This is a genomic window from Staphylococcus durrellii, from assembly GCF_015594545.1.
In the GTDB taxonomy this organism is placed as follows: Bacteria; Bacillota; Bacilli; order Staphylococcales; family Staphylococcaceae; genus Staphylococcus; species Staphylococcus durrellii.
On the sequence record NZ_JADIIO010000001.1, the window covers coordinates 1395261 to 1417719 of the forward strand.

Genomic DNA, 22459 nt, shown 5'->3' on the forward strand with positions numbered 1-22459 from the left:
ATTATATAATTATATTTTTAAAATTAAAACTAACTTGCTTTCAAACCTAACAAATGATGAATCATAATTTCGATTTATTGTCTTTATTTAATTTAGAAAGTGGGGGAGTTGCTAATAGCAATTATAATTATATAAAGCGATCAATTCTTTGTTTTATATAGCTCGATTTTTTGAGGGTATTTTCAACCTATATCATCTTTAACTCCTCTTAATTACTATTATTCACGATTTTCATAATAATGTGTAAACAACATTTACAACTAACAAAAAGGCAATTCTATTAAAGTAAAATAGAAATTGCCTTTTGATGTTAGTCAAAGAGATTTAGGTCTCAGACTTTTAATTTTCATAAATACAAGATATTTAAGCCTTAGTTAATACACCCGTTTCTTGTAAATATGCCTCGTATGAAACTTCTTTTGATAAGCCACCTGGTTGATTTAAATCAATTACACGATTAGCAATCGTATTGATGAATTCAAAATCATATGAAGTAAAGATGATTGAACCTTTAAATGATTTTAAGCCATCATTTACAGCCGTAATACTTTCTAAATCTAAGTGGTTTGTTGGTTCGTCTAGTAATAGTACATTGGCACTTGAAAGCATCATTTTGCTCAACATACAACGTACTTTTTCACCACCTGATAAGACGCTAGCTTTTTTCTTAACTTCTTCACCACTAAATAACATACGTCCTAAGAAACCTCGTAAGAACGTTTCAGTTTGTTCATCCTCAGGAGCATATTGTCTTAACCAGTCGACTAGGTTCGTATTGATACCTTCGAAGTAATCTGAATTATCTTTAGGGAAGTAACTTTGTGAAGTTGTCACTCCCCATTTAACTGTGCCTTCGTCAGGTTCCATTTCGCCAGCTAAAATTTTAAGTAACGTCGTTTTAGCGAATTCACTATCACCAATTAATACTGCCTTATCATTTGGGTTCATAGTAAACGAAATGTTATCCAATACTTTCACACCATCAATAGTCTTAGAGACATTTTCAACAAAGAGTAAATCATTACCGATTTCACGTTCCGGTGTGAATTTCACAAATGGATATCTGCGGGAAGATGGTTGAATATCATCTAATTCAATTTTTTCAAGCTGTTTCTTTCTACTTGTTGCTTGTTTTGATTTAGAAGCATTAGCAGAGAAACGTGCAACGAAATCTTGTAACTCTTTAATTTTTTCTTCTTTTTTCTTGTTTTGTTCTTGTGCCATTTTCATAGCTAATTGACTAGATTGGTACCAGAAATCATAATTACCTACATAAACTTTAATTTTACCGTAGTCTAAGTCTGCGATATGTGTACATACATTATTTAAAAAGTGTCTATCGTGAGACACAACAATAACTGTATTTTCGAAATTAATTAAAAAGTCCTCTAACCAACTAATAGCTGGAATATCAAGACCATTTGTAGGTTCGTCTAGAAGTAATACGTCTGGTTCACCAAATAGACTTTGTGCCAATAACACTTTAACTTTTTGATTATTCTCTAATTCAGACATATGCTTGTCTTGTAAATCTGCACTTATACCTAAACCAGATAGCAAGGAACCTGCATCCGCTTCTGCATTCCAACCATTCATTTCGGCAAATTCGCCTTCTAATTCTGCAGCTTTAATACCATCCTCGTCATTGAAATCCGGTTTCATATAAATTTCATCTTTTTCTTTCATTACTTCATAAAGTCTTTCATGCCCTTTAATAACAACATCTAATACACGCTCATCTTCATAAGCGAAATGATCTTGTTTTAATACAGCTAAACGTTCATTTTTACCCATAGAGACATGACCCGTTTGAGCATCTAACTCTCCCGAAAGTATTTTAAGAAAAGTTGATTTACCTGCACCATTTGCTCCAATTAATCCGTAACAATTGCCTTCAGTAAATTTAATATTTACGTCTTCGAATAATTTACGATCACCAAATCGTAAACTTACATCAGTAACTTGTAACATGCACTTACTCCTTTTATCGTTATTCTAACGGACAAATTATAACATACTTAAACACTAGTTTCGACCATTGTTAAATGTGTTAATGCTTGATTATCTATACCATGTTATAATGTATAAGAATAAATATGTGCGAAGGAGACAATTATGGCACGAGAAGAAAAAGATATAGTAGGTACGATTGAATTTTTAGAAGTTGTCGGCTTGCAAGGTTCCACTTATAAGTTAAAAGGGCCTCATGGTGAAGAAGTTAAATTAAATCAATCAGAAGTTAAAGAAGAAGACGACTTAACAGTAGGGGAAGAATATAGTTTCTTCATTTACCCCAATCGTTCAGGTGATTTATTTGCTACTCAAAACATGCCCGATATTACGACAGATAAATATGACTTTGTGAAGGTATTAAAGACAGACAGAGATGGTGCACATGTGGATGTAGGTTTACCTAGAGAGGTACTCATTCCGTGGGAAGATTTACCTAAAGTTAAAACTTTATGGCCGATAAACGGTGATCACTTATTCGTTACTTTGCGTATCGATAGTGAAAATAATATGTTTGCAAGACTTGCTACAGAAACGATTGTCGAAAACACTTTTACACCAGTTCATGACGACAGCAAACAAAATGAAGTTATTGAAGCACGTCCTTATCGATTATTGAGAATAGGGAGCTTTTTACTTTCTAAAGATGGGTACAAAATTTTTGTCCATGAATCAGAACGTAAATCTGAACCGCGTTTAGGAGAACAAGTAAACGTACGTATTATTGGACACAATGAAAAAGGCGAGCTTAACGGTTCATTTTTACCATTATCACATGAACGCTTAGATGAAGATGGACAAATTATTTTCGACCTACTTGTAGAATACAATGGGGAGCTTCCTTTTTGGGATAAATCTAGCCCAGAGGCTATAAAAGAAGTATTCAACATGAGTAAAGGCTCGTTCAAAAGAGCGATTGGCCATCTCTATAAAAATAAAATTATCAATATTGACACTGGAAAAATTGAATTAACTAAAAAGGGATGGAATAGGTTAGAGGACTAATCACACCACAATATATATAAACACGTTTCTCAATAATTGGGAAACGTGTTTTTTTATTGTGCAGTAAAAAAACATTTCATATCTCCAAAACAAATATTTTACAAAACATTTACATTAAATAAATTTGTAGTTAATAAACTACCTGTAACATTAGACATGTAATTCATATAACCAAAAAGTTATTTTAATTATTTAGGAGGATGTTTCAATGAAAAAATGGCAATTAATCGGTTCAACGGTAATTGGAACTTCATTATTATTAGGCGCTTGTAGTGGGAGCAACGGTGCTAGTAAAGGTAGCGATGTTGAAGGTAAAGTGAAAGGCGATGGCTCTTCAACAGTAGGACCTATCATTGAAAAACTAAATGAAAAATTTGCGAAAGATTATCCAAAAGTTACAGTTTCAAATAGTACTGCAGGTACTGGCGGTGGATTTGAAAAATTCATTGCAGGTAATACAGATTTCTCCAACGCTTCTCGTCCGATTAAAGAGGAAGAAAAACAAAAACTTAAAGAAAAAGGAATTAAATACAATGAATTCAAAATTGCTCAAGACGGCGTAACAATTGCTGTCAACAAAGACAATGATTTCGTAAAGGAATTAGATAAGAATCAATTAAAAGAAATTTATTCTGGTAAAGCTAAAACATGGAAAGACGTTAATTCAGAATGGCCTGCTAAAAAAATCAAAGCATTTTCACCTGATCAGTCTCACGGTACTTACGACTTCTTCAGTGAAGAAATCATGAACAAAGCCGATATCAATGCAGAGAAAAATGCAGATACCAATACAATCGTTCAATCAGTAGCCAAAAATAAACAAGGTATTGGTTATTTCGGCTATAACTTCTATGAACAAAATAAAGACAAACTAAAAGAAGTCAAAATTAAAGACGATAACGGGAAACTAACTGAACCAACGAAGAAAACAATTCAAGATGGATCGTATGCATTAAGCCGACCATTATTCACATACACGAACGAGAAAAAATTAAAAGAACAAAAAGGTTTACAAGCATTCACTAAATTCATATTAAAAGATGAAGGAAAATCTGCTGAAAGTGCCGGATTTGTAGCGCTTCCTAAAAAGGATTATACAAAACAACAACACAAATTAGATCAAATCTTAAAAAAAGATAACAAAGAAAGCAACAAAAACACTAAGAAATAATCTACTTGCTTAAAGTTTCATATACGATGTTAATAGTAGCGTTTGCTCATACTACCGTTAAACACGCATAGTCTCTCAAGTAAGTTTTATCGAATCGCTTGTTGATTCGATAAAACTTCACTATTTTTAATTCTGTTTATTAATTTGGGAAATTAGAAGGAAGGTTATATTATGCCAAAAGCTAATATGTCTGTTAGTGAAATGGTAGCTAAAAATGACGCTAAGAAAAGGGGAATAAGTGATAAAATTGTGCCTTTAATTTTAGGAGCAATTGCTTTTTTTTCAATTTTAACCACGATTGGCATTATCGTTACGCTATTATCCGAAACAGTGACATTTTTTACTCGTGTACCAATTAAGCAATTTTTATTTTCAAATGAGTGGAATCCATTTTCTTCGACACCAAAATACGGTATTTGGCCACTTATTTTAGGTACTTTTAAAATTACTTTTATCGCAACGTTGATTGCCGTGCCATTAGGATTAGGCACAGCTATTTATTTAAGCGAATTCGCTTCAAAAAGAGCACGTGCAATAATCAAACCTATTTTAGAAATTTTATCGGGTATACCAACGATTGTTTTTGGTTTTTTTGCATTAACTTTCGTAACACCTTTATTAAGAGAATTATTCCCTGTACTGGGCAGTTTTAACTCTGTCAGTCCCGGTCTAGTAGTAGGTGTTATGATTATTCCATTAATTTCAAGCATGAGTGAAGATACCATGTCTTCGGTACCGAATAAAATGCGCGAAGGGGCAATCGGACTGGGTGCAACAAAATTTGAAGTAGTAACAAAAGTAATTATTCCAGCTGCAACTTCTGGGATAATGGCATCTATAGTCTTAGCAATTTCACGTGCCATTGGCGAAACAATGATTGTATCATTAGCAGCTGGTAGTACGCCTTCAGCTTCATTTGACTTAACCAGTTCAATTCAGACAATGACAGGCTACATCGTTCAAATAGCAACAGGGGATGCTACATTTGGCTCAGATGTTTATTACAGTATTTACGCCGTCGGATTCACTTTATTCTTATTTACATTAATTATGAACTTAGTCTCTCATTGGATTTCGAAACGCTTCAGAGAGGAGTATTAATATGACCCAAACAGATCATAACGCATTCAGTAGTAACAACTATAAAATATTAATCAATCAGCAAACCGTTGACAAACGTAATGGACGTCGTTTGAAAATAAATATGATTAATAAATGGGCGTTCTTCGGCTGCACGGTGGTAGGTTTACTCGTATTAGCAGCTTTGTTACTCGACATCTTAATTAAAGGTGCTGGTCATTTAACTCCATCGTTTTTAACTAATTTTTCCTCATCAACTCCGTCAATGGCAGGAGTAAAAGGAGGATTAATAGGAACAATATGGCTCATGCTAACTATTATACCTATTTCTATCATTTTAGGTGTAGGTACAGCCGTATATTTAGAAGAATATGCGAGTGATAACGTATTCACTCAATTTATTAAAATAAGTATTTCAAACTTGGCCGGTGTTCCTTCAGTTGTTTTTGGTTTATTAGGTTTAACGATATTTGTTCGAGGCATGGGGGTACCAGCACTTGCATTAAGTAATTCAGTAATTGCGGCCGCATTAACGATGACCTTACTAATTTTGCCAGTAATAATTGTAGCAAGCCAGGAAGCTATTAGAGCCGTACCAAATTCAGTTAAAGAGGCCTCATTAGGATTAGGAGCAACAAAATGGCAAACAATCAAAAACGTAATATTACCAGCCGCTATACCAGGGATACTAACTGGGTTTATTCTAGCTCTATCTCGCGCCTTAGGTGAAACAGCACCGTTAATTTTAATAGGTATTCCATCAGTTTTACTAGCATTGCCCACAAGTATATTTGATCAATTCCAAGCCTTACCAATGAATATCTATAACTGGTCTAAATTACCACAAGCAGAATTCCAAAACGTTGCATCAGCAGGTATTATTGTACTCCTAGTAATCTTATTATTAATGAATGCGATCGCAATTTTTTTACGTAACAAATATAGTAAAAAATATTAACACAAAGCTAGAATCAATATTTATTAATACTACGTTATAACGAATAAAGGAGTTTTAAACAATGACTAACAATACTAAAATAAATGAAAATAATATACTAACTGAACATGCGTCTCAACAAAATAAGTTAAACACTAAACCTGAGATTCAAAGCAATAAAATAACATCCAACAACGCAGACAACAAAATTGTTTACTCTACTAAAAATCTAGATTTATGGTATGGCGAGCATCACGCTTTAAAAAACATCAATTTAGATATTTTAGAAAATAATGTAACTGCAATCATTGGACCCTCAGGTTGTGGTAAATCAACTTATATTAAAGCTTTAAATCGAATGGTAGAACTTGTCCCATCTGTTAAGACTGCAGGAAAAATATTGTATCGAGATAATAATATTTTTGATACTAAACAGTCTGTAGAAAAATTAAGAACAAATGTAGGCATGGTCTTCCAGCAACCAAATCCATTTCCGAAATCAATTTACGATAATATTACGTATGGCCCTAAAATTCATGGCATTAAAAATAAGAAAGTATTAGATGAAATCGTAGAAAAATCATTACGCGGTGCGGCGATTTGGGATGAATTAAAAGACAAGTTAAATACTAATGCTTACAGTTTATCTGGTGGTCAACAGCAACGTGTATGTATTGCAAGAACTTTGGCTATAGAACCGGACGTTATTCTTATGGATGAACCAACGTCAGCATTAGATCCTATTTCCACTTTAAAAATTGAAGAATTAATTCAAGATTTAAAAGAACAATACTCTATCATTATCGTTACACACAATATGCAACAAGCTGCACGTATTTCAGACAATACAGCTTTCTTCCTTAATGGTTACGTAAACGAGTATGACAAGACTGCCAAAATCTTCTCGAATCCAGCTGATAAAAAAACAGAAGACTATATTTCTGGAAGATTCGGTTAATTTATAATGACAATTATCAGAAATAAATACGAATCTCAACTTCAAGATTTAAGTAAAGATTTACGTCGGTTGGGTTTACTTGTCTATCGTAATATAACGTATGCATTACAATCATTAAGCGAAACGAATAGAAATTACGCAAGACAAACTATTGGTAAAGATGAAGATATTAACAATTTAGAAACTGAAATTAATGAAAAAGTTATCATGCTAATTACACGACAACAACCTATAGCAGCTGATTTGAGATTAATGATTGCTTCACTTAAAATCGCTTCGGATTTCGAGAGAATAGGCGATAACGCTATGAATATTGCTGAAATAAGACTCAGAACACAGTTTACTGATCCATATGTACTTACACGTTTAAAAACTATGGGAAAATTAGCTTTACTAATGATTGAAGATTTGAATCAAGCAGTTAAAAATAAAAACATTACATTAATTTGTGAAATTATAGATCGTGATTCTGATATCGACGATTTGTATAGAAATATTGTTAATACAACTTATCTGATAGATAATGATCCTTTTGTAGCTGGACAAGCTCATTTGGCAGCACGCTATTTGGAACGCATTGGCGATCATATTGGTAATATTGCCGAGAATATTTATTATTTCCATACCGGCGAACGATATGAAACAAATCACGACTGAATTATCAACATAAAAAGCCTGTAACAGCCATTCTTAAACTATTACAGGCTTTATTTTATTTATTATGACTCTAACTCGTCTGTTAATGTTTCTAGTTCATCTACTAATTCTCCAATATAATTAATAGTAGAGCGTAAAGGTTGATCTGTGCTAATATCAATGCCTGCCGTACTAGCGAGTTCAATAGGAGATTTACTACCTCCAGCTTTCAATGTTTCTAACCAAGCATCAACTGCAGGTTGTCCTTCATTTTTAATACGCTGAGCCATTACTGTTCCAATAGTTAAACCAGCAGAATAAGTGTAAGAATAAAGACCCATATAGTAATGTGGTTGTCTCATCCAAGTTAATTCTGCACCTTCAGTTAACTTCACAGCATCTCCAAAGAATTCACCGTAAACATTACGCATAATTTGATTTAACACTGGGGCAGTAAGTGATTCACCATTATCAACACGTTTATAAACCTCTCTTTGATAAGCAGCCTCTAATAAATGCGTTACCATATTATGATAGTAAGTTCTAGAAATCATTGAACCAATAACCCAACGTTTAAAGCGATTATCATTACTATTTTTTAATAGATAGTTCGACATTAACATTTCATTCATCGTAGAAGGGGCTTCAACAAAGTACATTGATGCTTTCGATTCTAAATAATTTTGATGTTTTTGAGCTAATGTGAAATGACCGGCATGTCCTAATTCATGAGCCAAAACGAATGTTTCTGCCATTTTACCAGTCCATGAAATAAAGACATAACTATGTGTGAAGTAAGGACTCGCGCAATATGCACCAGTATCTTTACCTTTATTTTGTGCAAAATCAATCCATTTATCTTGGTATGCAGTTTCTAGCATTTTTAAATAATCATCGCCCAAAATACCAAGTGCACCATAAATATATTCTTTAGAATCTTCAATAGAAATATCAGGTTCATAGCTTGGATCAACGGAAATTTTAAGATCTTCAAATCGCATTACTTCTAAACCATGTACTCTTTTAAGCAATTTCGCATATTTTTGCATGATAGGTGCAAGCTCGCTCATTATTACATCAATTTGGCGATCATACATTTCTCTTGTAACATCTTGTTCTTGCAACAAATAATCAATTACTGAATCATAACCACGGAGATCTGCTTCTATTTTTTCTTGTTGAACTTTCATATTATATGTTGCTGCAGTGGTATGTTGATATTTTTTCAACGCATTACTAAAGGCTTCAAAACTTTTTTGTCTAAAGTTAGAATCATCATTATCTTCGTATTCATTTTCGAAAGTTGCGTAATCTAATGGGTAAGTTGTGCCATTATGTTCGAATGATTCGAATGGAATATCAAGCATTTTAGTGATACCGTATAATTCAAATGGCGCTTCGAAAGTAGGAGAGAGACTCGCTAACGTTTCTTCTACTTTAGGGTCTAATTGATACGGCTGTCGATTTTTTAATTTAGTAATGAAGTGTGGATACTTCGTTTTTTTATTAAAATCACTTAATGACTCTTCAGTAAGTTGCAGTATTTCAGATTCAACAAAAGACAATTTACTAATTATCTTACCGAATGTTGTATTAAATTTTGCACTTAATGTTTGTGCAGTTTCGTCTGACGTGTCAACACTCAAACGCAATTCGGCATAATTTGCCATACGATCAACTTGAATTAATATTTGTGAATAAACATCAAGTGCATTTTCTATTACTTTTGGATCAATTAATTGATTTTCAAACTGTCCTTTAAACTTTATAGCTTGTTGTAAAGTTTCATCAACGGTAGCATAAAAAGCTTCATCAGATGTAAAAACGTCTGTAATATCCCATTTTTGATTATTTGGGACGTCTTTTCTGAACGATAGTGTGTTACTCATTAATAATTCCTCCCCTTAAACTTATTCATCTTTAATAATATTATACATCAACATATTAACGAAAATACAACATTAGCATTTAACATAGATGCTACTTAAATAAATAATCAAAAAACAACAGATAACACATTTATACAAATAATATTACTAAGGTTCTTTTACAACAAAGGTTATTTAATATAGTATAGAGTCATGTAAAATTTTAAAAATTAAATGTAAGGAGCAATTATATGAGTATATTTGATATGCCAAATTTTCTTTGGGTTACTATAGTTGCTGCATTGTTACTAACAGTATTTTGTAATTTAGTACTAAATAAATGGTTTACGCCCGCTGTAATAACATTTGTAGTCTTAGGTATTGCTGCATTTTTAATTCCAAATTTCAAAAAGATTGATTATCAACCGTTATTAGGCTATGCTGCATTTCTAGCCATTGTTTGTTTAATTGTTAGTTTCTTAATATGGTACTTCACACGAGATTGGCGTAAAAAACGCAAAGCAAAACGACTAAACAAAGAAATTAGAAAACGTGGGGGTATTCCTAAAGACGAAGTTGAAGATTATACTCGACACAATAAATAAAATTAAAATAAAGCATTACAGAACTAAAGAGTAGTCTGTAATGCTTTATTTTATTGCTTAAACGCTTTTTCTACGTCATTTAATTGACTCATTGTTGCGTCAATACCACCTTCATTAAAGAACCATTTATTAGCTTCAAATAAGGTGATTTGATTATTTTTTACTGCTTTAACATCTTTAATAACTGGATTTTTTAATGTTTCTGGTACTACATCCGAAGTGGCATTTTTCCCTCTATTAATAACAAATATTTTATCTGGGTTTTTTTTGACTAAATATTCGTATGAAACAACAGCACCACTTGAGTTCGATTGCATATTTGGATCTGCATGTTTAATTCCTAAACTTTCATTTAAAAATCCACCGAATCTTCCTGAAGAACCAAAAGCTTTGATAGATTGGTCATCGACATTTAAAAATAAAACCTTATCCTTGTTTATAACTCTTTTAGTTTTTGATACTTTATCGTCTAATTTGTTATTCATTTTCTTAATTGTATTTTCTTTGTTAAAAATTTTGCCTACAATTAAGGCATTGTCTTTAACAGATTGAATATAATTATCATAGTGGGGGCTAACAAAAATAATTTTAGCATTTGGTGCTGCCTTCTTCATTTCATCTAGTGTTGAGGATTTTGCTTGTCTAAATGATGCAAAAATCACTTCAGGTTTAGCTTTAGCTAAATTATCATATTTAGGACGGCCTGGATTACCTAAATTAATATATTTATCATCCTTAAACTCTTTTAAATTCTTTGGCAAAAAAGAACTATTTTGTCCTTTAGATATTGCGACGACATGATTTTCTAAGTGCAGTAATTTCATGGTATCTAACGCACCATAATCCATTACAGCAACTCTTTTAGGATTAATAGGAACGTCAGTGGTTTCAGATTTTATAGTGCCACGATTATGATCCTTATTCTTCTCCTTAAATTCATATGTATGTTTAATGCTTACAGTTTTTTCTTTTTGATGTTTTGTTGACTGTTGCTCATTGCCGCATCCAGCGATAACTAACATCATAGCAACTGCAAAAATAACGAACCCTATATTTTTCTTCAATTAATACTCCTCCTCTAAAAAGAAGTATACTGTAATTGATAATAGTTATCAATACATCTTAAATAACATAGTGATTGATTAAATGAACAATAATATCCATATTACAGTTAAATACCTAGATAAACACAACAGTAATAATTGGTGATTTAAAATAAGATAAAACATAGATGTTCAGCAAGTTATAGTTAAATATTTGCTGAAAATTAGCTAATAAATCATTACATAAACAGTGAAACACTTGAATAATGATCAAAATAAAAACTATTTAAGTTTGGTAGTTAAAACTAATAATATTATAACTATGAGAAAGAGTGCTAATGAGCACACTAATTACACTTCAGATATAACTTCCTATAATATATATTATGTAAACTAAATTAAAATTTAAAATTGAGTAGCTATTCATTTATCAAAATAACGGCATTATTAAATGAATTATAAACTTCTATAATTTGTACAATTAATTTAATCATTATTCTCCAGTTATCTATTAGCACATTCTGCATTAAGTTAATATCATCTAACTAACGTACAGTTATTATAAATTATGTTTACTTAAGGAAATAACTCATATCATGATTTATGTGCTTAGATATTTATTTGTCATTTATATAAGCCACATATTTGCAACTCAGCTGTACAAGTATCCATAATAATAATTCTAAATGCTCAGAAATCAAAATCTCAGCGTCCTAAATATTAAAATATAAACTAAAGTTTGAATTACATAAAATTATTGTTTATGACCTTAATTTAGTAGAACTATAATGCATAACCATCGTATAACAAATTTACTATTTAATATACTTTGACTATCGAAATAATATATAGCATTCATTATATCCTTAAACAACCGAATTTATTTGCTAAAACAATATAAGGTTAACATAATATTATTATCGTCACTTCAACTATAAATTAATTAAAGTTTTATAATAGTTTACATAACATATTTATCGGTAACTATAAAAACACCCACTAAATAGTGAGTGCTTTTACAGTTTACTTATCTATTTAATTTTTTACGGATGTTGTTTAACGTATTAAATAACTTGTATTTCGTTTTCTTAATTGGTTTGTAGAAGTCTCCAATCAGCTCTTCTATTTGAACATTAAAGCCACGCTTAAATCTGTATACACCATAATCTTCACTGTTTTCAGTGAAGTCTCCTGATAATCCGTAGAAATTATAACGATCGTAACCATGATCAAAGCAATAGTTTATCATAAACCAATGCATCATATAGGGTCCCATAAAACGATTATATTTTTCCGATGAACCCCCTGAGAAATAGTTAACCTCATAGGCATTTGCAAAGAATACACCAGAAGCCAGATTTAATACAGAACCATCAGTTTGTCTTAATTCACTATTTTGTAGCAATTCTTTTTTGTCATGTTCAATTTGTCTATCTAACTCTGCAATTTTTTTCAATTGTTTGTCAGATTTTTGCTCTTTTTCCATCATTTGATCACGACGATTTTCTTTTTCAGTAAGTGCAGATTGGATACTATTAATATTTTCGTCTAAATCAATATAAGCTAGTGGTACAAGGGCTTTATCGCCATAATTATCGATGAAATTATAAAAATAATCGTCAGTTTTTGACACAAATCCAGCACGTTCTTCAGTTTCTCTATAAAGTTCTAAGAATATATGGAATTCATCTCTATCTAAAAATCTTACTTTGATACCATTATTAATCGCTTTATTAATATTGCGTTTTCTCTGACTATCAAATTGCTTTTTCAATGAAGCTGGTGTTTCGCCATCTAAATTAAGTACACCCATCCAACGTACTTGACTAGACGTATCGTATTGAGTTGTAAAACCATGATGTTCGTAGCCATGCGCTTTGAATAAGTTAACTAACGCGTCATTATTTATTTGTTTTGATAGTGAATTAATATCTTTATCATAAATTTGGTAGATCCAATAAGGGTCCATTTTGACGTATAGACAGTTATGATGCTGTAAATATTTATCTAGTTCACGTAAATAATAATCTACTAAACCTAAATCTCTATAGTCCATTACTGGACCACGATTTGAATAATAAACATAGCTACCCATAGTTGGGATTTTTGAGAAAAGACTAGCCGCGATAACTTGATTATTATCATCTTTTAAGCCTAATAGGACAACTTGGAATCCATCTTCTTCTCTAGTAGCAATACTTTCCTTAACTTGAAAGTAATGGCTTTCTAAAGATGGATTTTGTACAAAATTGTCGTATTCTTTAACAGTTAACTCTGTAAATTTCATACTAGCTTAGTTCCCTTCTAATTAGTGTTTACTTGTTTCTATCTTTTAATTTTTTTAATGTAGTATATATTTTATACATAGGTTTATTGATAGGTTTAATAAAATCACCCACATATTCAACTACATCAGCATTAAAACCTTTTTTAAATTTAACTACTCCGGCATCTTCGGCATCTTCAGTAAAGTTACCACTAATACCATAGAAATTGTAACGATCAATACCATGTTCTAAAGCATAGTTAATCATTTTCCATTGTATCGCATAACTTCCGGCAAAATGTCTAAAATCGTTTGATGTACCACCTGCATAATAAACAACTTCAAATGGATTGACTATAAAGAAAGCAGCCGAAATTGGTAACTCGTTACCGTGTTTATCTTGAAGCGTTCTTGCCTCTTCAATCTTTTGCTCATTTGCTTGTAATTGTTGTTCTAAATTTTCTTTTTTGTTATAAGATTTTTTGTTGTCAGGTCGTTTCTCTATATCTTTTAATGCTTTGTTCAAATCTTTTTCTAAAACATTTCCTTCTGATTGAAGTTCAGTAATATAGTCATCAAAATCTATGTAAGCTAATGGTACTAATACACGGTCTCTATAATGTCTCAAACGGTTGTAGTAGAATTCATCTTCTCTATCAAAGAAATCCTTAGACTCAGAAGTGTCTTCCATAAATGAACGGAAAATTGGCAGTTCATCTTCGCCTAAGAATCTTACTTTAACACCATTTTTTTGTACTTTTTTGGTATTTCGTTTACGTAAGCTATCCATGTCATTTAAAACATCTTTGGCTGTTTTATTTTTTAAGTTCAATACAGAATGGAATCGTATTTGAATAACTGGATCAAATCCCGTCATAAATCCTTGATGCTTGTAGCCCAACTGTTTAAATTTATCAAAGATCCAGTCATTGCCAGCATTTTCTATAAATTCGCCATCATGATTTAAATACTGGTATGGTAAATATGGGTCTACTCTAAAGTATAGCGCATTATTTTTCTTTAAGTATTTATCAAGTTCATTAAAGAAATAATGTACCAACTCTTTGTTCTCAAAATCTATTACCGGTCCACGGTTTGAATAAAAATATTTGAAAAATTTCATTACTGGTACCGCTGTTAATAAACATGCAGCGATAACTTCATTATCATTATTTTTAACACCAACTAAATGTGTTTCTGTGCCTTCAGCGATTTTAAGCTCATAATTACCCACCATTTGTGTAAAGTGGCTATTATTCATTTTATCTGCAAACGCGCCAAACTCAGTTGACGTTAAATTAGTAAATTTCATATTTGTTTACTCCTAATTCATCATTAATTCATCTAAGTGATTCTTTTAAATCTTATTTATTATACAATATTAATAAATAAAACTAAATTAATACCCCGAATTTTCACTGAACTAATTCCAATTTTTCAATCTATATATGTAATGTACATTGACTAAATTTATTATACCATTTATATAAGCTTAACAAACAAAAAGAGCTGGATTCAAAAATCCAACTCTCATAAAACTTATTATTTTTGTAATGCATCTCTTAGTGCTTCACCTAATGCTTCACTTGATTGAGGATTTTGACCTGTGATAAATAAACCATCTTCTTCCACGTGAGAAACGAAATTATCTTTTGTGATAAATTTCGCTCCTTGTTTTTCAAGTTCAGTTTGCGTTAAGAATGGCACTTTATCTTCAAGACCCATTGCTCTTTCTTCTTCATCTGTAAATGAAGTAAGTGTAACACCATTGATAATAAAGTTACCATCGTTGTCTTTAGCTCCTACAAATGCGCTTGGTCCGTGACACACTGAAGAAATATATTTATCTTGATCTTTAAAATCAGCAATTAATGATGCCAAGGCTTGATTATGACCGTAGTCGAATACTGTACCATGACCCCCAGGTAAATATATAGCATCATAATCTTCTACTTTAATGGCTTCTATACTTGGTACATCTTTTAATTTATCTACAAAGCTTGCATATTTATTTAGTTCATCGTTTTGAGTAGAATTATCATCTATTGGTACAGAACCGCCTTCGATAGATACTAAGTCTACATCAATACCTGCTTCAGTAAGCACCTCATAAGGAACGCTAGCTTCTTCTAACCAAAGACCTGTTTGAGAACCATCATCATAATGGCTTCTACTTGTTAGTACGAATAATACTTTTTTACTCAAATTAAGTCACCTCTATAATTGACATATGTTTATGGTTCTTAATTGTACAGTGCATATACTAATTAATAAAATATTATGCTTATTGGTCTAACGTATTACGTATACTTTGTAAATATTTCACCATATCGTCGTGACTATCATTTTCAAAACGTCTTACGATTTCACTACCGATAACCACTCCGTCAGCTGCTTCTATAATGTCTGTAACATGCTCAGGCGTTCTTATACCAAATCCAGCGACGACTGGAACTTGCGCTATATCTTTAAGACGTTCGATTTTTTCTTTTAACTGCGGGTGGAATTTTCCATTTTCTCCTGTTGTCGCATTCATCGTTACTGTATATATAAAGCCTTCAGCTGTCTCTGCAATTTTATTAATTCTGTCGTCGGCAGTCGTCATTGCTACTAAAGAAATAACTTTGACTAAACTATTTTGTTGTCTTGCTTTAATTTGTTCAACTAATTCATAAGGTAAGTCTGGAATAATTAAACCGTAAACGCCTGCACGCTCACAAGCTTCAAAGAATGCATCTTCACCATAATGATTAATAATATTATAGTAAGTCATTAACACATACTTACTATCTATCTCTTTTTGATGTTTTGTTAACTCATCCAAAATAATTTGAATATTCATGCCTTCTTGTATTGCCTTATTTCCAGCTTCCATAATAACGGGACCATCTGCGACAGGATCTGAAAAAGGTATTCCTATTTCTATTATGTCTGCGCCTGATTCACTTAATGTTTTAACATTTTGAATAAACTTCTTGTTCCCCATTACATAAGGTATAAATAGTTTTGACATTAAGCTTCACCTCTCTCTTGCATATACTTTCTTATCGTTTCCATATCTTTATCACCACGACCAGACACAGTAACTACGAGAACTTCATCTTTATCCATTTGCGGCGCAAGTTTCTCCACATAACTTAAAGCATGTGCACTTTCTATAGCAGGAATGATACCTTCTAATTTAGTAAATTTAACTAAAGCATCCATCGCTTCTACATCACTAGCTGTTGGATATTGTACTCTACCAATATCTTGATAATATGAATGTTCTGGTCCAACACCCGGATAATCTAAGCCGGCAGATATAGAATGTGCAAGCTGAATTTGCCCGTTATCATCTTGTATTAAATACATTTTCGTACCATGTAAGACACCAGCTGTTCCTTTATTAATAGCTAGTGCATGTTTATCAGTGTCTTCACCTTCACCAGCTGCTTCAACACCGTATAACTTCACATCATCATTTATAAATGGATAGAATGTACCAATTGCATTTGAACCACCACCAACACACGCAACTATCGCGTCTGGCAAACGACCTTCGACAGCATTAATTTGTTCTTTAATTTCATTACCAATAACACTTTGGAAATCTCTTACCATCGTTGGAAATGGATCTGGGCCTAATGCAGATCCTAAAAGGTAATGTGTATCATCTACATGACTCACCCAATACTGTAATGCTTTATTTACCGCATCAGACAATGTTCCTTGCCCTTCTTCTACTGATTCAACTTTGGCACCGAGTAATTCCATACGGAAAACATTAAGTGATTGTCTTTGAATATCTTCTTTCCCCATAAATACAACCAATTCCATGTCAAACAATGCAGCAACTGTGGCACTTGCTACACCATGTTGACCGGCACCTGTTTCAGCTACTAGTTTTTTCTTTCCCATACGTTTAGCTAGTAATGCTTGTCCTAACGCATTATTTATTTTATGCGCACCTGTATGATTTAAATCTTCACGCTTCAAGTAAATCTTTGCACCACCTAGTTCTTTAGTATAAGCATCTGCATAAGTTAATGGTGTTTCTCTTCCAACGTAATCTTTTAAATAATAGTCCAGTTCTTCTTGGAATGATGGGTCTTCTTTCGCTTCTTTATAGGCTTGTTTTAATTCAATAATTGCAGGCATTAGCGTTTCTGGGACATACTGGCCACCGTATTCACCGAAAAAGCCAAATTCATCTACTTCTGTTTGTATATTTTTATTCATTGTTATCCCTCGCTTTTACTAAGTCAATAATATCTTGCATTTTTGCTAGATCTTTGTAGTTATTTGTCTCTATACCACTAGCAATATCATAACCGCTATGATTCAGCTGTAATTTTTCAATTTTTTTAATGTTATCGTAATTTATTCCACCCGCTATTAAAAAGTTGTAATTTTTAATATTACGTAGTTTATTCCAATTAAAATGCTTTCCTGTCCCGCCGTAATTTTCTGAAGGTGTATCAATGATGAACAAATCTACATACGCGTTATATAATGCTAAATTTTCTAGTAAAATCGCTTCATCTTTTGCAGGTAACGCTTTAATAATTTTTAAATGTGGATGTAAAGTACGTACTTTCTTAATTAAATCTAATGATTCCATTCCATGTAATTGAATAGTAGTCATTGAAGTTTCAGCTACCAAATCATTAATTTGTTCAATATTTGGATTAACTAAAATAACTACAGCTTCTTTGTCATTAGGCACATGCTGTGACAATTGACGTATTTCTTCTACAGTGACGAAACGTTTACTTTTTGAATAATGAATAAAACCAAGTGCATCACAATTTAAATTTTGAGCTCGTTGTACATCCTCCAATGTTTTAAAACCACAAAATTTTAATTTCATGCTTTAACCTTTTTCAATTTTAAACTTGGTAAAAATTCGCTAAGATTATCACTTTTCATCAATGATTCGCCAATTAGTAAGCCGTCGATTTTAGAACCGACGACAGATTTAACATCTTCTACAGTGTGAATACCACTTTCAGAAATGTAATAGTAACCATCTTTACGCTCTTTTAAAATATCATTAGTATGTTGAACGTCTGTTACAAATCGTTTTAGATCACGATTGTTCACGCCAATTATCTCAGGGTCTAGTTTATAAGCTCGTGTTAATTCCTCTTTATCATGCACTTCAACTAACGCTTCTAAGTTTAAAGACTGTGCATAATTGTAAAGTTCTCTTAACTGTTCATCTGTTAACACATTGACGATTAATAATATAATAGAGGCTCCTGCTTTTTTCGCTACGTCGATTTGAATAGGATCGACGACAAAATCTTTACATAAAACAGGAAGTTTTGTTTGTGTCGTTAAACTTTGTAGCCTTTCATAACTGCCACCAAAATATTTTTCATCAGTTAAAATAGATACAGCATTTGCGCCATTTGCCTCATAGTCTTTTACTTGTTTCGCCAAATCTTTAGCCGGTAATTCTGGTAATGATGGACTCTTAGATTTAATTTCTGAAATAACAACTAATTCATCTGAATTATCCATGCTTTCTTTGAAAGTTTGTTTTGAAGATACATCTATATCTTTAAGTTCCGTTAATTTCTTTTCATAATAGCCATTTGCTAATAGTTCCTTCTTGTAATCTACAATTTCATCTAGAATAGTCATGTAATTGGCCTCCCATTTTTTTATATTGTTCAAGTGCCGCACCACTGTTAATTAATTCGTTCGCTTTTTCTACACCTGCTTTTATACTTTCAACCTGCTCAGATACATATAGTGCAATACCTGCATTCAACACCACTACATCTCTTTTAGCTGATTGATCTTTATTATTTAATATATCAATCGTAATGGCTAAATTTTCTTCAGCATTTCCACCTGTTAGTTGTTCATTTTCTGCATAGTCTAAATCTAAATCTTGAGCATTTAATGTATAATTTTTAATCATACCCTCTGTGATTTCATAAATAATATTATCTCCTGATAATGTAGCTTCATCCATACCATTTGCACCGTGTAAGACGATTGCTCTTTTTCTTCCTAAATCCGCTAAGGTTTGCGCAATCTTATCAAGTTTCGTGGCGTCATAGACACCCATTACTTGATAATCTAATTTAAATGGATTTATCAACGGGCCTGTTATATTAAAAATTGTTGGCATCGCAATCATTTTTCTAATGGGTTGAATATTTTTCATAATCGGATACGTTTCCGTCGCACTTAGAAATGCTAATCCTTTTTTATCTATATAATTTGCTGTCTCGTCGACACTTTGTGTTTTAATATTCATCGCATTTAGCAAGTCTGTACTACCAGAAGATGAAGTGACGCTTTTATTACCATGTTTAATTACTGGTACACCAGCACTTGCAACAACAAAAGATACTGTAGTAGATATATTAAAACTATTAGATCTATCTCCTCCGGTACCACATACACATATGCTACCTTCATATTGAGGTTGATTGTCATACATACTATCTATTAAACTTCTCGAGATAAAAGTAAGCTCACTTTGTGTGAATTCCCTAGCAGAAAAACGTTGTAACATCTCTAACTTTTTCTCGTTAGAAGTATCATCAGCAATTAGTAATTGAATAAAATTAGTCATTTCATTTTGATTTAGCGGGTGTTGCTGTTGTAGTTTTGTTAATAGTTTCATCTCGGTTGACCTCCCCTGCTATAGTTAAGAAGTTTTTAATAATATCTTCACCAAATACCGAAGCAAATGATTCGGGATGGTATTGGATGCCATAATGTTTATTTGTACGATGTTCAAATGACTGTATACAATCCGGTGTTTCACCTGTAATGATTAATTCGCTTGGTAAAGATTGTGGGTCACTCACTAATGAATGGTAACGCATAATATTAGAATATTCTGACACTCCGGCATATAAGTTAGTATTTTTAATGATTTTCATGCGATCAACTTTTCCATGTTTTATTTCTTCGCCTTGAATAACCTTTCCCCCGTAATAGCACGTTAATGCTTGTGCCCCTAAACAAACGCCCAAAATGGGTTTGTATTTATAATGTTCTATAATATTTAATAAGTGGTTATTATCTAGTGGATGTCCTGGCCCTGGTGAAATAATCACTGCTGTTACATTTAAGTTATAAACATCTGCGTCATCAGGGTATTTCACGATGACTTCATTTTGTTTTGCTATAATATCAACTAAGTTATAAGTAAAAGAATCATAATTATCAACTACTAAAATCATGGCGATACCTCCAATAAACTTTTTGCTTTTAATTTAGTTTCTGCTAATTCTTTGTCTGGCGTTGAATCATAAACGACACCACAACCTGCTTGAACATTAACATATTCGTCATCAATCATCATTGTTCTAATAGCTAACGCAAAATCTAAATCGTGATTGCAGTTAATATAACCAATACCACCACTATATACTCCTCTTTTTTCTGGTTGTACTTCGTATATTCTTTGTATTGCTCTTAATTTTGGTGCTCCCGATACTGTACCGGTTGGTAGTAAGCTTGCGACAACTGACATTGGTGAATAGTTATCTTTTAATTTCCCCGTCACTTCACTGACGATATGCATAACATGTTCATAACGTTCAATTGCCATTAATTTTCTTATTTCTGAAGTACCTGCTAAGCTCACTCTATGAATATCATTTCTACCTAAATCTACTAACATACTATGTTCACTTAATTCTTTTTCATCTTTTATTAATAACTGTTCATTTTCAACGTCTTCCTCCTTCGTCGCTCCACGTTTAATTGTTCCAGCTATAGGATTTGTAATCACTGTATCTCCGTGTACCTTAACAAAGCTTTCAGGAGAACTTCCTACAATAATTGGATCTTCCATATTAATGAAATACATATAAGGACTAGGGTTTTGACGTTTTAGCTTTTGATACATTTGATATGCTAGCCTTTGTAACTGATGCTCAAAATGATGTTTGTAACTGTAAATAATCGATGGTACAACTTGGAACATATCGCCTTGTTGAATTAATGTTTTTAAATAAGCAACGGTATCCTTAAAAGATTGTTCAGTCATGTTAGTTTCGATTGTTTTATCTTGTTGTTCAAAATTTATTGTTTCAGGATAAATTGATAATTCTTTTAATTCAGCAATTCTATGATTTATATTTTCTTCCATTTCATCCGCACTACGGTTTGAAAATAGATTGGATGCTACTACATATAAATATTCTTTATAATGATCAAAAATGTATACATCTTCTACCATGTAAAAATGAGCATCGTGTTGTTGGTGATCTTGCAATGCGATTTGTTGTAAAATTGGGAATTCGTGTCTTACTAAGTCAAAACTACAAGAGCCAACAAAGCCAGAAACAAATGGAATATCTTGTAACTCTTCATCTTCAACGTCTGCTTTATATTGATCTATATAGTCTTTCATTTTTGCGTATGGTTGTTCATTTTCCACTACTTTATTATCTTTAGTTTGAATATTCAGTGTGTCATTATCTAAAGTTAATGAACCATAAGTATCGAAAATCACAAATGAATAACGACCTTTAAGTTGTGATTGATCTGCACTCTCTAAGATAATTTTTTTGTCTCTTAAACGGGCAAAAGCTTCCGGCGTAACTTCTGCGTTTAACTTTTTAAATTTGATTTGCATTATCTTTCCCTCCTAATAAAAAACGCCAACATCCTTAACTTTCGTAAGGACGCTGACGCGCGGTGCCACCTGTATTAGTTTGAGACTATAAATCTCAAACTCTCTCATCATCAATATTCAACTGTACTTCAACAAAACCCAATTTCGAATCATATGAGTGTTAGTTTCCATCAACCACTAACTTTCTGAAAGCTACTCGATATAATCTACTTCATTTTGTCTGCTTATTACTTATTTTTAATTTTTATTTATTAATATAAAAAGACACCACAACAAACGCATTT

The 22459-nt window shown here is 32.1% G+C and carries 20 protein-coding genes; 7 read left to right on the forward strand and 13 right to left on the reverse strand.

Going from position 1 to position 22459, the window contains the following annotated elements; genetic code table 11:
• Window positions 1-363: 363 nt before the first annotated feature.
• A complete protein-coding gene (locus ISP02_RS06830) occupies window positions 364-1971 on the reverse strand; it encodes an ABC-F family ATP-binding cassette domain-containing protein (protein WP_195720836.1) in 1608 nt (535 codons plus the stop codon).
• A gap of 144 nt (window positions 1972-2115) precedes the next feature.
• Here ISP02_RS06830 and cvfB point away from each other — a divergent pair, with 144 nt between their 5' ends.
• The 6 genes from cvfB to phoU all read left to right on the forward strand — a co-directional run bounded on the left by cvfB (window position 2116) and on the right by phoU (window position 7818).
• Entirely contained in the window at window positions 2116-3015 is a 900-nt protein-coding gene (gene cvfB / locus ISP02_RS06835; RefSeq protein WP_195720837.1) for an RNA-binding virulence regulatory protein CvfB, read from the forward strand.
• 208 nt (window positions 3016-3223) lie between these two features.
• Window positions 3224-4186, forward strand: a complete 963-nt coding sequence (locus ISP02_RS06840; protein ID WP_195720838.1) for a PstS family phosphate ABC transporter substrate-binding protein — start codon at window positions 3224-3226, stop codon at window positions 4184-4186.
• 186 nt (window positions 4187-4372) lie between these two features.
• A complete protein-coding gene (gene pstC / locus ISP02_RS06845; RefSeq protein WP_408020146.1) occupies window positions 4373-5287 on the forward strand; it encodes a phosphate ABC transporter permease subunit PstC in 915 nt (304 codons plus the stop codon).
• Between the two features lies 1 nt (window position 5288).
• Window positions 5289-6224 carry a phosphate ABC transporter permease PstA gene (pstA, locus tag ISP02_RS06850; RefSeq protein WP_195720840.1) on the forward strand — a complete coding sequence of 312 codons (936 nt, stop codon included), beginning with the start codon at window positions 5289-5291 and terminating at the stop codon, window positions 6222-6224.
• A gap of 61 nt (window positions 6225-6285) precedes the next feature.
• A complete protein-coding gene (gene pstB, locus ISP02_RS06855) occupies window positions 6286-7161 on the forward strand; it encodes a phosphate ABC transporter ATP-binding protein PstB (protein ID WP_195720841.1) in 876 nt (291 codons plus the stop codon).
• Between the two features lie 6 nt (window positions 7162-7167).
• Window positions 7168-7818 carry a phosphate signaling complex protein PhoU gene (gene phoU / locus ISP02_RS06860; RefSeq protein ID WP_195720842.1) on the forward strand — a complete coding sequence of 217 codons (651 nt, stop codon included), beginning with the start codon at window positions 7168-7170 and terminating at the stop codon, window positions 7816-7818.
• 62 nt (window positions 7819-7880) lie between these two features.
• On the opposite strand, the gene pepF is transcribed toward phoU, so the two are convergent.
• The gene (gene pepF, locus ISP02_RS06865; RefSeq protein WP_195720843.1) at window positions 7881-9686 is read right to left on the reverse strand and encodes an oligoendopeptidase F; all 1806 of its coding nucleotides are present in this window, start codon (window positions 9684-9686) and stop codon (window positions 7881-7883) included.
• A gap of 230 nt (window positions 9687-9916) precedes the next feature.
• Between pepF and ISP02_RS06870 the strand changes: the two genes are divergently transcribed.
• Window positions 9917-10270: a hypothetical protein gene (locus ISP02_RS06870; RefSeq protein ID WP_195720844.1), complete on the forward strand. Its 354-nt coding sequence runs from the start codon at window positions 9917-9919 to the stop codon at window positions 10268-10270.
• 50 nt (window positions 10271-10320) lie between these two features.
• Here the strand turns inward: ISP02_RS06870 and ISP02_RS06875 are convergent, their stop codons facing one another.
• The 11 genes from ISP02_RS06875 to ISP02_RS06925 all read right to left on the reverse strand — a co-directional run bounded on the left by ISP02_RS06875 (window position 10321) and on the right by ISP02_RS06925 (window position 22175).
• Window positions 10321-11295 carry a siderophore ABC transporter substrate-binding protein gene (locus ISP02_RS06875; protein WP_195721841.1) on the reverse strand — a complete coding sequence of 325 codons (975 nt, stop codon included), beginning with the start codon at window positions 11293-11295 and terminating at the stop codon, window positions 10321-10323.
• A gap of 1045 nt (window positions 11296-12340) precedes the next feature.
• Window positions 12341-13600, reverse strand: coding sequence for an aminoacyltransferase (locus ISP02_RS06880; RefSeq protein ID WP_195720845.1), 1260 nt, complete (start codon window positions 13598-13600; stop codon window positions 12341-12343).
• A gap of 28 nt (window positions 13601-13628) precedes the next feature.
• Window positions 13629-14891 carry an aminoacyltransferase gene (locus ISP02_RS06885; RefSeq protein ID WP_195720846.1) on the reverse strand — a complete coding sequence of 421 codons (1263 nt, stop codon included), beginning with the start codon at window positions 14889-14891 and terminating at the stop codon, window positions 13629-13631.
• Window positions 14892-15121: 230 nt separating this feature from the next.
• Complete coding sequence (locus ISP02_RS06890; protein ID WP_195720847.1) at window positions 15122-15784, reverse strand: type 1 glutamine amidotransferase domain-containing protein; 663 nt, start codon at window positions 15782-15784, stop codon at window positions 15122-15124.
• 79 nt (window positions 15785-15863) lie between these two features.
• A complete protein-coding gene (gene trpA / locus ISP02_RS06895; protein ID WP_195720848.1) occupies window positions 15864-16592 on the reverse strand; it encodes a tryptophan synthase subunit alpha in 729 nt (242 codons plus the stop codon).
• On the reverse strand, window positions 16592-17800 hold the full coding sequence (gene trpB, locus ISP02_RS06900; RefSeq protein ID WP_195720849.1) for a tryptophan synthase subunit beta: 1209 nt from the start codon (window positions 17798-17800) through the stop codon (window positions 16592-16594). The genes trpA and trpB overlap by 1 nt, the downstream gene beginning before the upstream one ends.
• Window positions 17793-18431, reverse strand: coding sequence for a phosphoribosylanthranilate isomerase (locus tag ISP02_RS06905; RefSeq protein WP_195720850.1), 639 nt, complete (start codon window positions 18429-18431; stop codon window positions 17793-17795). The genes trpB and ISP02_RS06905 overlap by 8 nt, the downstream gene beginning before the upstream one ends.
• A complete protein-coding gene (trpC, locus tag ISP02_RS06910) occupies window positions 18428-19210 on the reverse strand; it encodes an indole-3-glycerol phosphate synthase TrpC (protein ID WP_195720851.1) in 783 nt (260 codons plus the stop codon). The genes ISP02_RS06905 and trpC overlap by 4 nt, the downstream gene beginning before the upstream one ends.
• Window positions 19194-20207 carry an anthranilate phosphoribosyltransferase gene (gene trpD / locus ISP02_RS06915; RefSeq protein ID WP_195720852.1) on the reverse strand — a complete coding sequence of 338 codons (1014 nt, stop codon included), beginning with the start codon at window positions 20205-20207 and terminating at the stop codon, window positions 19194-19196. Before trpD ends, trpC begins: the two co-directional genes overlap by 17 nt.
• On the reverse strand, window positions 20158-20772 hold the full coding sequence (locus ISP02_RS06920; protein ID WP_195720853.1) for an anthranilate synthase component II: 615 nt from the start codon (window positions 20770-20772) through the stop codon (window positions 20158-20160). The genes trpD and ISP02_RS06920 overlap by 50 nt, the downstream gene beginning before the upstream one ends.
• The gene (locus ISP02_RS06925; RefSeq protein ID WP_195720854.1) at window positions 20769-22175 is read right to left on the reverse strand and encodes an anthranilate synthase component I; all 1407 of its coding nucleotides are present in this window, start codon (window positions 22173-22175) and stop codon (window positions 20769-20771) included. Before ISP02_RS06925 ends, ISP02_RS06920 begins: the two co-directional genes overlap by 4 nt.
• Window positions 22176-22459 lie beyond the last annotated feature (284 nt).